The sequence below is a fragment of the Sinomicrobium endophyticum genome (genome assembly GCF_052983315.1).
The window spans coordinates 61,038-74,782 of sequence record NZ_JBRKIS010000010.1 but is presented as its reverse complement, the minus strand read 5'-3'; the positions used below and the strand labels follow the sequence as shown (position 1 = coordinate 74,782).

The 13,745-nt window shown below is 45.6% G+C and carries 9 protein-coding genes; 5 read left to right on the top strand and 4 right to left on the bottom strand.

All coding sequences use genetic code 11. From position 1 onward, the window contains the following. Nucleotides 1–24: 24 nt before the first annotated feature. Nucleotides 25–1,446 carry a DUF3526 domain-containing protein gene (locus tag ACVBDU_RS02755; RefSeq protein WP_447178251.1) on the bottom strand — a complete coding sequence of 474 codons (1,422 nt, stop codon included), beginning with the start codon at nucleotides 1,444–1,446 and terminating at the stop codon, nucleotides 25–27. After that, nucleotides 1,443–2,891, bottom strand: a complete 1,449-nt coding sequence (locus ACVBDU_RS02750; protein ID WP_447178250.1) for a DUF3526 domain-containing protein — start codon at nucleotides 2,889–2,891, stop codon at nucleotides 1,443–1,445. Before ACVBDU_RS02750 ends, ACVBDU_RS02755 begins: the two co-directional genes overlap by 4 nt. 53 nt (nucleotides 2,892–2,944) lie before the next feature. Here ACVBDU_RS02750 and ACVBDU_RS02745 point away from each other — a divergent pair, with 53 nt between their 5' ends. The 4 genes from ACVBDU_RS02745 (at nucleotide 2,945) to ACVBDU_RS02730 (ending at nucleotide 10,862) form a co-directional block, all read left to right on the top strand. Next, entirely contained in the window at nucleotides 2,945–5,164 is a 2,220-nt protein-coding gene (locus ACVBDU_RS02745) for a peptidase domain-containing ABC transporter (RefSeq protein ID WP_447178249.1), read from the top strand. A 167-nt stretch (nucleotides 5,165–5,331) separates the two neighbouring features. Further along, nucleotides 5,332–8,007, top strand: a complete 2,676-nt coding sequence (locus ACVBDU_RS02740; RefSeq protein WP_447178248.1) for a lantibiotic dehydratase — start codon at nucleotides 5,332–5,334, stop codon at nucleotides 8,005–8,007. 3 nt (nucleotides 8,008–8,010) lie between these two features. After that, nucleotides 8,011–8,901: a thiopeptide-type bacteriocin biosynthesis protein gene (locus tag ACVBDU_RS02735; protein WP_447178247.1), complete on the top strand. Its 891-nt coding sequence runs from the start codon at nucleotides 8,011–8,013 to the stop codon at nucleotides 8,899–8,901. Nucleotides 8,902–8,915: 14 nt separating this feature from the next. After that, entirely contained in the window at nucleotides 8,916–10,862 is a 1,947-nt protein-coding gene (locus ACVBDU_RS02730) for a lanthionine synthetase LanC family protein (RefSeq protein WP_447178246.1), read from the top strand. A 28-nt stretch (nucleotides 10,863–10,890) separates the two neighbouring features. On the opposite strand, the gene ACVBDU_RS02725 is transcribed toward ACVBDU_RS02730, so the two are convergent. After that, nucleotides 10,891–11,082, bottom strand: a complete 192-nt coding sequence (locus tag ACVBDU_RS02725) for a pinensin family lanthipeptide (protein ID WP_447178245.1) — start codon at nucleotides 11,080–11,082, stop codon at nucleotides 10,891–10,893. A 331-nt stretch (nucleotides 11,083–11,413) separates the two neighbouring features. Between ACVBDU_RS02725 and ACVBDU_RS02720 the strand changes: the two genes are divergently transcribed. Continuing rightward, nucleotides 11,414–12,454 carry a succinylglutamate desuccinylase/aspartoacylase family protein gene (locus ACVBDU_RS02720; RefSeq protein WP_447178244.1) on the top strand — a complete coding sequence of 347 codons (1,041 nt, stop codon included), beginning with the start codon at nucleotides 11,414–11,416 and terminating at the stop codon, nucleotides 12,452–12,454. Nucleotides 12,455–12,808: 354 nt separating this feature from the next. Here ACVBDU_RS02720 and ACVBDU_RS02715 read toward each other — a convergent pair whose 3' ends face one another. Beyond that, the gene (locus ACVBDU_RS02715) at nucleotides 12,809–13,651 is read right to left on the bottom strand and encodes an endonuclease/exonuclease/phosphatase family protein (RefSeq protein ID WP_447178243.1); all 843 of its coding nucleotides are present in this window, start codon (nucleotides 13,649–13,651) and stop codon (nucleotides 12,809–12,811) included. Nucleotides 13,652–13,745: the final 94 nt, after the last annotated feature.

The window sequence follows — 13,745 nt, the reverse complement described above, 5'->3', positions numbered from 1 at the left end:
GTTAGTTATGGTTATATTCAGATTTTATATGTTTCTGCGTTTTGCTGCCAGGAATACCAGCATAGTAAAAAGAAAGACCGGGAGACCGGTCAGAAGCACCTTTTTCCATTTGTCCGGGTTTTCCCGAAGTTCAAAGTGTGGCAGGCTTTGTATATCGTTCTCGTCCAATTTTTTATCGTACAGCATAAAGTTGTTCATGTGGGCAACCCATTGATCGTGAAAAACCCCGACCTGCTCCCGGTAATCCATATAGTCTTCCAGCCCGGTCCGCGCAGCGGCATTTAAAAAATTCTGCATCTGTACTACCGGACTGAGCCAACCGAGCTTGCGGAGCAACGCATTGTGCCCGGCCACTTCCCCGTTGTATTTCTGAATATGTTTGTTTATTCTTCTGCCCAGCAGATCGTAATAGGCTACAAACCTCTTGTTCCCGTAACGGGCGGTATCTCCGGGGCTCTTCAGTGCAGCGTATTGAGGATTGTTTATATAAAAACTATCCAGTAATTGTGCTACCGGCATTTCCCAGGTATGCTCTATTTCCTCTCTTTGGGCGGATATCAGTTCCGTACGGGATGGCACGGGATGGCTTACCTCAACTATTTTATTGGCTATCGCCGGCAACAGAAAAGTCAGAGCGAACCATATTCCCAGCAAGCGTATCAAGGTAATCCGGGACGACTTTTTCCCCAGGACGGTCAACCAGGTCACCGCACACCAGAACAACAGGTATAGGGTAACCCCAAGCAACCACAACAGGGCATCCGTTAGCGCAAGCCCGGTGGTTTCCCTGTGTAACCAGAATCCTGCCATGCTCAATAACCAGGCAGTGGTACAAACCAGAATAAACCGGAAGAGCAGTTTAAAGACCAGTATCTGTTTCATTTCTCCTCCCTGTACGGCTACCAGCTGTTCGGTACCCTGCTCTGCCTCGCTGGAATATATATCGTAACTCCATATTATGAGAAGGAGCGGAAACAAATAGATCAGTACAAAAGAAAAATCGAAATTCCCGGAGGCAAGCTTTTCCGGGTTGGTGATCGTGGTTCTTGCGGAAGAAAAAGCATCCCTTTTACTCGTAACCACATTGAAATAAGGAAGGAGGTCTCTCTGCCCGATAGCCATAACCGAAAGCCGCGACGGTGGAAAAGCGGCATAAGGCGGGTTGCGGTACTCCACTACCTGCGGTATCCCTGCCTGTGCAGCCATCCTTTTCCCATCTGCCGTAGTAGTATCTGCCTGAAAACGGTTAAGCAGGTCACGCCTGTGGTTCCGGTGATTCTGTTCCAGGCTGTCCAGTCCGTCCAGCTGGTGGCTCACAAACCTTTTCCCGTTGTATAAACTGTAAGTCCCCATGATAAGGAAAAAAAGCAAGGCAAACACAGGTATGAACTGGCGTATCAACTGCTGCCATTCAAATCGAAAAACTATACGGAAAAGATGTGTCATTTACCGGGATGATTTTTAGTGATGAAATGCAGGATCAGTACGGCCAGCAATATCCAGCCCAGAATTCCGTAAAAGGCGGTCTGTTGTAATTTTAATACCTGCCCCACGGAAAGTTCCCGGTATTGAAAAACCTCTATCCGGCGAAAGAAATCCGCATCCGGATGATATTGCTCCTCTCCCCTTTCCGGGTGCTTCGCCTGCTCCAGGTTTAAACTGCGTATAAAGTAGTCCCTGTATGCCCGCGCTTGTGTAAAAAAGGCCCGGTGATGAAAAAAATCGGTTCCGGACATGGCCGAAGACAGTCGTTTAATGCCGATAAACGGGTCTGTCCAAATAGCGTTACTGATAAATTTTTGCTGCCGGTCAAAAGTCTCCGACACCTGTTTGTAGTAGTATGTAAACACCGTACTCTTATAATCTTCGTGATACTGCATAACCAGGGCATCCACATCCACGGGAAGCTCTGCCGTGCTGTCGGCTCCGTAGCGGGATAAAAGTTCCTTTTCATAAAGCCGGGCACGTTCGTAATACGGACCATCCCTGTTTAATCCCTCCCGGTATCCCTGCGTTACACGATCGTCAAAAGTGGCCCGTGACATGGGTGGAAACCGATGATCGGCCATATTGGTAACTACCTTGGGTAAAAGGACTACGGTGAGTAACCAGAAAGTAAGTGCGGTAAATGCGGAAATTTTGGAAGTGGTACTCCTTACGGAAATGATCACCCCGATAAGTACGCACAACAAATAATACAACAGGTAGCCCAGGAAAATAAATGACAGGCGCAATACAGCCTGCCCTCCTTCTCCGGCAACCCAAACAGATACCAGGATCACCAGGAATACGGGAAGGACAAGCAAGATACCGTACAGGTAATTCACCCATATTTTACTCCATACCAACCTGCGGAAACTCACTCCCTGTGCCAGTAACATACGAAGTGTGCCCGATTCTCTTTCGGAGGTGACCGCAGAAGATGCCAGGAACAGGATCAACAGGGGAACGAGGAATTGCAGAATAAGCGCAAAAGAAAACTGCCCGAACCGCATTATACTGTCTTTCCCTTCCGCATTACTGTGGTCTACCTCCTGTTGCTTATGTGCCTCTACCCTGTATGTGGTACCCGAAAAGTCATTTAACCCGGGATGAAAGGCTCCCAGAACGTTCAGGGGTTTGAATATCCAGGTACCGTAGTGTGCCGCATCATGTGCCCCCTTATGCTGTTCTTCCCACTGCTGCCGGAACAACAAGTTGGCGAGCTCACGGTCTTGTTGCGCCTTGTGGTATTCTATCATGGTAAGTATGCCGCTTGCAATAAGCAAAAACCACGTAAGCCCGAATAAAAGAGATAATGTCCCTCCCCGATATACCAGCCTGGAATCTTTAAGTATAAGTGTTCGTAAAACCCGGTGTGAATTCATGGGAAATAAAAATATTCGCGACAAAGTTGCATTATTTTTTTAATATTTGCAACTTTGTCGTATCTAGTTCCCAAACCATGAACCTAATATTTTCACTCGGAAAAAAGTTCCCGTTTTATGCCCAGCCGGACGCTATGGATTGCGGACCGGTATGCCTGAAGATCATTGCAGCGTATTACGGTAAATCGTGGCCCCTCTCCTATTTACGGAAACTATGTGATATCAGCAGACAGGGGACTTCCCTGGCAAGCCTCACAGAAGCAGCCAAAGCCCTGGGGTTTCAGACCCTGGCGGCAGAGATACCGTACGAAAAACTTGCTACACATGCCCCCCTGCCATGTATTCTCCACTGGGAAAGGGAACATTACGTGGTTTTGTACCGGATTACCGATCGTTTTGCCTATATCTCCGACCCTGCCAATGGCAGGGTTAAAATTCCGATGCCGCATTTTATTACCTCCTGGCAGACCCGGGAGGGGAGCAATTCGGGAAGGGCATTGTTCCTTCAGCCTGCCGGGGACTTTGCAGACAAGGAAGATACTCCCGAAAAATCCGCCTCTTTGTGGTCTCTGCTCCCGTATCTGAAGCAGCACAAAAAGATTTTCCTGCCTATTGGCATCAGTGTCGTATTTGCCAGCGCCTTTTCCCTGGTTATCCCGTTTCTCACACAACTTATCGTAGACAAAGGGATAAAAAATGAAAATACCAACCTGCTCTGGCTCATTTGTCTGGGACAGCTCGCGCTCTTCAGCGGGCGCACGGTTATGGATTTTATTCGCGCCAGGCTTCTGTTCCGCATCGGGGCCAGGACAAGTATAATCATGCTGAAGGAATTCCTCGCCAAGCTGATGACCCTTCCTTTTTCTTTTTTTGATAACCGGCAGGCCAGTGACAATATGCAACGGGTAAACGACAACCAGCGTATTGAAGATTTCCTTACCAATTCGCTTATAGGTTTTATACTCTCGGGCCTTACCCTTATCGTTCTGGGAAGTGTACTGCTGTATTACAACTGGATGATATTCCTGATCTTCCTTACCGGCGCTGTACTCAGCACCGTCTGGTCGCAATCTTTTCAACATAAAAGAAAGATCATAGACCAGAAGAAATTCAAAGTTCTTTCTGCCAACCAGCAACTATTACTGGAAATCTTCTATGCCATGCAGGAAATAAAACTGACGGGAAGCGAATCCGAAAAACAGCAACATTGGGAAAAACTCCAGGACAGGTCGTACGGCCTGAAACTAGAAGCACTTCAACTGGACCAGCTTATGCAGGGTGTGGGACTGTTTATCAATGAGATCAAAAACGTATTCATCACCTATGCGGCAGCCATGCTGGTTATCCAGGACCAGATAACTCTGGGAGGTATGCTGGCCATAACCTATATTTCCGGGCAGCTCAACGCCCCTGTCACCCAGTTGATAGAATTCGCCAGGGTCTCCCAGAATACGCGATTCAGCCTGCAACGTATGGACGAAGTACACCAGGAAACCGAAGAAGATGCCGGGCTTCCGGAAACCCCTATGCAGCAGGTACCGGAAGATATAACCATAAAACAGCTCTCCTTTCGTTACGGCCACCGGGGATCTCCCCATGTTTTAAAAGACCTCAATCTGCATATTCCGGCAGGAAAGGTTACCGCTATCGTAGGTATGAGCGGAAGCGGCAAAACCACCCTGGTCAAACTCCTGTTAAAGTTCTACCAGGCCAGCACGGGTTCCGTAACCATTGGTAAACAACCTGTGGAAAACATCCATGCCAGGGCATGGCGTGCCCTTTGCGGAGTGGTTATGCAGGACGGCTATGTATTTATGGACACCATTGCACATAATATCTACGCCGGGGCAGAACTCAAAGATGAAGACCGGATGAAAGAAGCTGCACGACTGGTGAATATGCATGAATTTTTTGATTCCATGCCTTTTGGTTATGATACCATTGTGGGAAAAGAGGGTTACGGACTGAGTGAAGGCCAGAAACAGCGGCTCCTGATCGCCCGGATGATATACAGAAACCCGTCATACATATTCCTGGACGAGGCTACCAATTCCCTTGACGCTCATAACGAACTGTCTATTGTAAACAACCTCAACCGTTTTTTTACGGGAAAAACAGTAGTTATTGTTGCCCACAGGCTCAGCACCGTAAAAAATGCCGACCAGATCGTTGTTCTCCACCAGGGACAGTTGGTGGAAAAAGGCACACACAGCGAATTGCTGCGGCGCAAGGGCAATTACTATCACCTGGTGAAAAACCAGTTGGAACTGGGCAAAATAAACCATTATGAAGTTTAATACAGGTCTGGAGCAGACCGAAAGCCTGTTCCGCCACAACTACACGAATCATTGTAAAGTAATTGTTTGTATCCGTGTATCCGTGGCTAAAATTTTATGTAAACCAAAAGCTTAAAAACACCAAACCGGAATTAATAAACCATAAACAACTCAACTAAAACCTGCTTATGCCTGTTCATATATTTCCATATTCCCTGGTAAGGTATGCCGGAATGGATTACCGGGATTTCGGATCTTTTACCCTGAAAGACACGGATTCTCTCCTGGAACAATACCTTCACTTACTCACATCCGGACAACAACAGAAAGACCGGTTATGTGAATCTCTTTACCAACAGATTGCCGATACGGATGATACACACCGGCAATCCCTCATTGATCTGAAAAGGCGGATATTCAACGACCGGGAAATATCCACTCAAAAATTACTCCGGCTGAGTCCGGTTCTTCCTCCCGCGCTCCGGGCAGACCTCGAACAATACCTGCAATTACAACAAACCTTAAGCGCCTTTCTTACGGACGGGACGGTACGTTACAAACAAAAACTGGAACAAGACCGGGTAAAACTGCAGGAACTCGCCAAAGACCCGGTTTTACAGAACGGGCTATTGTTGTCCAGTCCTGTTTTACTGGAACAACTGCCAGGATATCTTCGAAAAAAACCGGGGACATTCCGCCAGAAAGAATTACGGATTGAATTCAGCCTCCTGCGCTACCTCACCCGGAGCTCTTTTAAAACTTCCCCGTTCAGTACATTTACTCATACCGGAATTATGCGCCTGTCAGATAACAATGCGGACCGGAAACAACCGGGGCCGGAAACCGTACAGGGCAACCTTCGCCTTAACAACTACCTGTTTGCATACCTGAATTCCATACTGTTGCACCATCCGGAACTCCATGAGCTGTTGCTGATAAAACTCAATAAGACCGTTGCCGTACAGAACGATAAAATACAATTCCTGGTCAACTTCAACAACATTGAATCTTTTCAGCAGATTCCCGCCACGGGATTGCCTATGGTCATTGTAGATTACTTGCAACAATCCGAACATCCTCTTTCGCTGCAAGCGTTCACGGACCAGCTTATGGAAATAGTGGAAAATGCCGGTCGTGCGGACATTAAGGCCTACTTGTTCCGACTGATTGCAGCAGGCCTTCTGCAGGCGGGAACGGAAATTTCGGGTATTGATCCGGAATGGGATAGCAAAACCGGGGATTTCCTGGATAAAACGGGTAACAACTCCGTCCCGGTCACCGCACTGAAAAACCTCTTCCGGGAATTACGGGAATGTTGTATAAGTTACCCGAAAGCAGATACAGGTACGCGTCGTACCTTGTTAAAAACAGCCGAAACCCGTATCAACGAAACGTTTAAAGAACTGGAAGAGAACGGGAAAATAGTCTCCGCAGAAGAAAAACCGGCGCAAGATACTGGCAGCAGTTTCGAAAAGAACGGGTTTGCTTCCTATCGTTTTTCCCAGAAACAACTGTTTTACGAGGACTGTCATACCCCAGAAGATGAGTTCATCTCCAAAATCCCGGTACAAAAGCTTGTGGAAAAAACAGATGAACTCCTCAACCTGTTGCTCCCCCTGGACCTTATGCGGAAAGAGCGCATGAAAATGTCCGGTTTCTTTAGCGATCATTACCCCGGGGAAGAACCCGTGAATATTATGGATTTTTACAGGACTTACTATCTCCTCGTAAAAAAACCGGAAAAAGAACTGGCGGAAAAGGGAAAACCAATGCACCACGAAGAAACCTTGTGGGAAAAGGAACTCTTGAAAAGAATTACGGGTATTACCAAAAACAAACCGGGGGTGCTGGAATTGCAAAAGGACCTTTTTGACAACCTCCCGGTCCCGGAACAAACAAGGCAGGAAAAGCAGTATTCCCGGGGGATGTTTGTACAGTTGTATCCGGATATGGATAAAGACACCGGCGATCTTTGTGGTGTGATCAATATGGTACTTCCCGGTATGGGAAAGGTGAGCGGGCGTTTTTTATCCCTCTTTGATAAAAAGGTGACTGCAAATTTTGTGGATTGGAACAACCGCCTCTATCCCGGGGTTATTAAAGCGGAACTCAATGATGCTTCCGGTTTTAACGCCAACACACACCCTCCCCTCCTGTCCTATGAAGTGGCGCTTCCCGGGGGGAACAATATTTATCCCGCGGAAAAGCAGGTACCGGTAAACGACCTGTATGTCCGCCTGGACAAAAACACCGGATTCCTCGAATTGGTGAAGAACGGAAAGCAGGTGTTCACCTACGATCTTTGCCTGGAATCCTTTTATAACCGCTCTAACCTGTACCAGATGATGGCGCATTTTAACCCGGAAGCCAAACTTTCCCTCAAATCCCTGGTACGGCTGGCGGACATGGCATACACTGCGGATAAGGACAGGGAATGTTACATCCTGCCGAGGATTGTTTATGAAAAAAATGTAATTATAAGGCGAAAGACCTGGTGTGTAAAGGCCTCATGTGTCCCACAGCAGGAACAGGAGGAGACTGATTTTGCATACTACCTCCGGTTAAATACCTGGAGACAGAATAATGGTATTCCCGAACAGGTTTTCCTCTTTATCCGGAAAAGAACTATAAACGCCGGACAACCACCGCATAAAAAGACTACCGGAGAGAACAAGATAACCGACGATTATAAGCCTCAGTACATTTCTTTCGGGCAACCGGTGCTTATGGAAATGTTCAAGCGCCTGCTCGGCAGGGCCGGTTCTCATATCTCCCTGGAAGAGGTGCTCCCTGCGCTGCCCGAAGACCATCCCGATCCGGATATGCGGGTAAAAGAATACCTGATTCAATGGTATAAATACTGATCTATGAAACAAAATAACTGGCTTGCCGCACATATTTTTTACCCGGGGAATCTGGACAACGTATTAGTATATCTTGTCCGTCCTTTTCTTGATGATATTTCCATGAAATTGCAACACCCTACTCCCTATTTTTTTATCCGGTACCGGGAAGGGGGAAGCCATATCAGGCTCAGGTTAAATTCTCTTCCCGGGAAAGAAGAATTCATCCGGGAGGAACTCCTGCGGCAGGCGGCATCTTTTTTTAAGGAATATCCGGCTCTTTCCCGGGACCCCGGTTCCTCACTCCCGGCTCCGACGGTACAATTTGTTCCCTATATCCCCGAAATGGAACGCTATGGTAACCTTAAAAGCCTTCCCCGGGCAGAACACCAGTTTTTCCGGTCATCGGCATTTGTCCTGGAATGGCTGGCGGGAACTTCGAAAGCGCCCGTGCTCATCGAATCTCTCCGGATGCACCTCATCCTGTTATTTGCCACCGGGCTGGACGCAAGCGGGTTAAATGAAATATGTACTTTTTTTATAGAAGGATGGTTACCCCGGTTATACGATGGTTCCGCGGATGAAGAAACACAAAAAGGACAATGGCTAAACCTGTTCCGTCAATCTTTTCTACGCCACTCCGGACAGATATTACCTGCTTCCAAAATATTCTGGGAAGAACTTGTACAAGGTAATGCCGATGCACGTTCCCTTACATTCCTGCAGACCAGTACCAAAGTTTTCGGGGAATATGAAAATATCGGCTTTGCCGAAGACAAAATGAAATCGGTAATAAGCAGTATGATGCATATGGCCAATAACCGCCTGGGAGTTTCCAATCACGAAGAGGCCTATGGTATGTATTGTACGCAGCAATGCCTGCAGTTTATTCACAAAAATCAAATTTCTGCCTAATTTATCCTACCGCCATGTTAACCGAAAAAGAAAAAAGAAAGCTTACCGGGCATTTACACCAGATCAAAACAGATATTCTTTCCCTGGCAAAACATAAGGAAGGAACCATATTCTGGGAAACTCCCGTATATCAAAAAGACGGCCTGGAAACCGCAGCGGAATTATCTTTGAATATCTTTAACGGCAATAGCGGAATTGCGCTCTTTTTCCTGGAACTCTACAAATACGAAGGTAATAAGGAAGACCTGGAAACCGCAGGAAAGATCATACGTTTTATCCTGCACGCCTCGGAACAAAAACAAAAATACTTCTGTTTCTATACCGGCTTTACAGGTGTCCCTTACACGCTGTTAAAACGCTATGAAATAACCGGTGAAGAAGATGACCTGGCCCGGGCGTTATATCTTTCTATTGACCATGCAAAGGATATTGTGGAGCAGCCGGTAAAAGCAGACTTATTAAGCGGTTATGCAGGTAACCTGTTTGTAATGACCTTGCTCTACCATTACAGCGAAAATAACACCGTACTGGATATTATAGAACAATTGATCGGAAGATTTATTAAAGAACTCCGTATTTCGGAAACAGGGCTGAAATGGGACTATTCCCGGGCAAAATCGGCTTATGACAGCATGACCGGGTTTTCGCATGGCGCTTCGGGAATTGCCTATGTGCTGTTACAGGTAGGGAATTATTTTAAAAGTGACGGACTGGTATACCTGGCAGAACAGGCCCTGGCTTACGAGATGCAATACTTCCACCCCGAGTCCGGGAACTGGCTCGACCTGCGTATGGGGCCCCATCGCCTGGGCCTGGAAAAAGCACACCGGTGGGACCTGGAACAGTTTATACCGACTATGCGAAATGTAAATTCCTGGGCACACGGGGCCTCGGGCATAGGCATCTCCAGGTTATATGCTTATGAAGTAACCGGTAAGTCCATCTACCTGGATCAATGTAAAACGGTAATGAAATCCAGCCTGAAACACTTACGGCAAAATGACCGTCCCGATTATACGCTGTGTAGCGGCTATACCGGGCATATTCCTTTTTTATCCCGCTACAGAAAACATTCCGAAGCATACGATCTCTCCAACCTGGTCGCTATCACGGATAACGCGAAAGAACAGTACTCCGGGCATCAGTCCTATAATACCTATGTCTCCATCAACGGGAAAGATTGCGGCCTGCTGTCGGGCAAAGCCGGTGTGGGATATGGTATTTTACATATACTGAACCCGGATATGGATAGTATTTGTATACCACGCTTGCCAAAGCCCCATAAACGTAAGACACTTAAGGATTATTCGAGGACATATATGATCTCATATATTTTCCGGAAATACTACCCGGAAACTATCCGTATCCTGAATACTTTGCCCGGACTTGCAGAAAACATCCGAGATGAAGACATTCCTGCATTTGAACGCCGGATAAAACAATATACGAGTACCGTACCGGCATTAGAGGAAATATTCAATTATGAGCATACATGGACAGCCCTGTGGAAATCTCACAAAGGTTACCTGTGTTACCATATGAAAAGAAAGCACTACCAATCCCGTGCAGAAATATTGTGCAGCTTCTCCCCTATTGCCCTGCTTAAAATACCCTTTACACTTTCCGGTCATGTACACACACATCCTCTCGGACCGGAACTGAAGGACATCATACATGCAGACTCCGGACATCAAGCCTTAATACTGATTTCTAACGAAAACGGTGTAAGCAAGACCCCTGTCGGTAAGTTCCATACCCTGTTGGTATCTTATTTGAGTGCCCAATACTATTCGGCTGACGACCTTAGCGATATTATACTCCTCCGCCATTTTTCACAAGAGGTAAAAACCCCGGATGAAATACTGGATTTTAAAGGAATGGTACTGAAACAGTTTATAGAAATGATAAAAACGGGGATTGTAGAAGAAAAGGAATTTGAAATAACAGAAGAGGCCTTTTGATCGGCCTCTTCTGTTTAAAAAGTGGGGTTTAACAGATAACTGTCGTACATTCAATCGGAGGGTTATGATGATCATCGGTGGGCTCCGTGTGGGTTGGATGAGATAGGTTACCCAATCCACCTGCTAAACGGGAAGCAACTTCGCTGTCAATACTGGTTACAAAACTTTCCAATTGTAGGTCCTCGAGATTCAATTTAATGTTCTCTGCATGATTTTTCATGGCTTAATTTTTAAAGGTTATGCCTACTGTTTTACGGGTTTTCGGCTTATCCCCGGTTGCAACAGAACTAAAATAGAACATTTGCAACATAGTTGCAAATATATTTTCAGTTATTTCCCCTCAACTTGAAATCACCATTAACACTTAAATAACAGGCACTTAAACAAGTATTTACTTTCCATACGGGTTGCTCTCCTACTATACTTTTCTACCGTTCCGGCCAACCGCACAACAAATTATAGATATATTTGCAATATGGTTGCATTATAAATGAGAGGGAACAAAAGAGATTTCCCGCCGTATTCCTGTCAACCAAAAAAAACAGTTTGTTATGAAAATAGTACGGATTGCTTTTCTATTATTGTTGTGGAATTCCAATAGTGCCTTACACGCACAAAACGATTTTATATTTGGGAAAAATATCCCCTCCGCAAGCAGATTGGACACATTACTGAAAATTACGGATACCAAAAACAAAGCTACACTCCCCGTAAGTGTCATCAAAGGAAGAAACGAGGGCCCGGTATTTACCTTAGTCGGTGGAATACACGGTTATGAATATCCACCTATTATTGCTTTACAGGAATTACTGGCAGAACTAAACCCGGATAAACTCACCGGAACGCTGGTTATCATCCCAATAGCTAACACACCCGCCTTTTACGACAGAACCGTTTTTCTAAATCCGCAGGATGCAAAAAACCTGAACCGCGTGTTTCCAGGCGATAAAAACGGGACTATGACGGAGCGAATAGCGAATTATATTTCCGAAAAGATCATAACCCGTTCGGATGTATTCCTGGATATTCACGGGGGTGATGCCAGTGAAGACCTTCTGCCTTTTGTGTGTTATTATGATAAAAAAGATGCTCCCGAACAAAATCAACTGGCCAGGACACTTACCCAGGCGGCTGGTTTTACCTATAATGTTGTGTATCCATATAATATCGGTCCGGAAGAACCGGCACAATACGCATTCAAACATGCTACACAACAAGGCATTACCGCTTTGAGCATTGAAGCGGGAAAACTGGGAACGGTGCAGGAAGATGCCGTACAACTGATCAAAACCGGGGTTTACAACATGCTCGATGTAATGAAAATGTACAGACACCCCGGTGATCGCAAATCAAAAAAACAGGTGTGGATAACAGGGCAGGATTATATTAAAAGTCCGGCAAAAGGTATTTTTTACAGTGATCTCAAAAGTGGTGACCGTATATCGGGGGGACAATTGCTGGGATATATTACGGATGAATTCGGTAATAAACTAACCGATATTACATCTCCGGAAGACGGTATCATTCTTTATAAAACAGGGACCCCTCCGGTAAATACCGGGGAAACGTTGTTTTGTATCGGGAGTATGTGATTTTTTAGTAATCCGGTACTGACCAACGAAATATTTAAAATAATTTTAAAATAACGTGAGTTATACCTATATCATTCATAATAACAGATAGTTAACTTAAACCCTGTCAGGTCGAGCGCAGTCGAGACCTCTTTGAAAGACCATTCGAACTATAAAACCCCTCGACTTTAGTTTATCCTGAGCACAGCCGAAGGGCTCGGGCCGACAGATACGTCATTATTACTTTATGCGGTTGCCAAAATGTTAGTTCTCGAGGTGATAGCACTATTTTGACACAAGTCCTTATAACCAGCTTATTTGGTCTTGTCTTAAATCGAAACTCACGTTAAAATAAATCCCTAAAGTACCACAGGATCATTCCATTTTCAAAACCGCTTTTACCGGCAGATGATCGGAAGCATAATTTTCCTGAAGTACCTGGTGTTTTTCAACGGTAAAGACATTCCTTCCTTTATACATAATGTAGTCAATTGTTCTCCTCGGATTATCGGCAGGGGAAGTGTAAGAACAGGCATCTATGCAGGAGCGGACGAAATGCCGGTCGAGATAAGCGATGGTTTCGCTTTCGGGAGCTACATTGAAATCACCGGTAAGGATAACAGGCAGGGGAAATTCTTCAAAATACGAGGCCAGGTGTTCGGCCTGGTCCATATTATTGTCAGCATTGGTATAATCGAGATGGGTATTGGCAAAACAGAATTTACGGTCATTGTCAAAAGTCACCGTAGCTACGGAAAGCACCCTGGGCTCTGTTCCTGCTGCTGACGGCAGGCTTATCGTCAAGGTATCGGATAAGGGATATTTAGAAAGAATCGCTGTACCATATGCCCCTCCTTTGTAATCTATAGCTTTGGAAAAATAGAAATAATCCATTCCGGATAATTCCGCAAGTTCCCGGGCCATGTGTAATGCTGGTCCGGAACGTTCTGTATACACATCTACCTCCTGCAAACCGACAATATCCGCATTACTCTTTTTTATTACCTCTGCGATGGCAGCGACGTCAATATAATCCGGACGTGAAGGTGGATTGGAATGGTGAATATTATAACTTAATATGGTTACGGGAGCTTCTCCTGTACTATCTTTCTCAGATATTTCCATATTTTCATTACTGGCAGATTGCCCTGATCCTTTACAGGAATAAAGACCGGAAAAGGCCATAAAAGCCATATATAATGTTATTACTATGCGCATTGCTGTGTTTTAAAAATTGAACTCTTTATTCTCTTACTACGGAATACACCCGATCCTCCGGCGGTTATCGGGCTTTATAACATTTTCCGTTAAC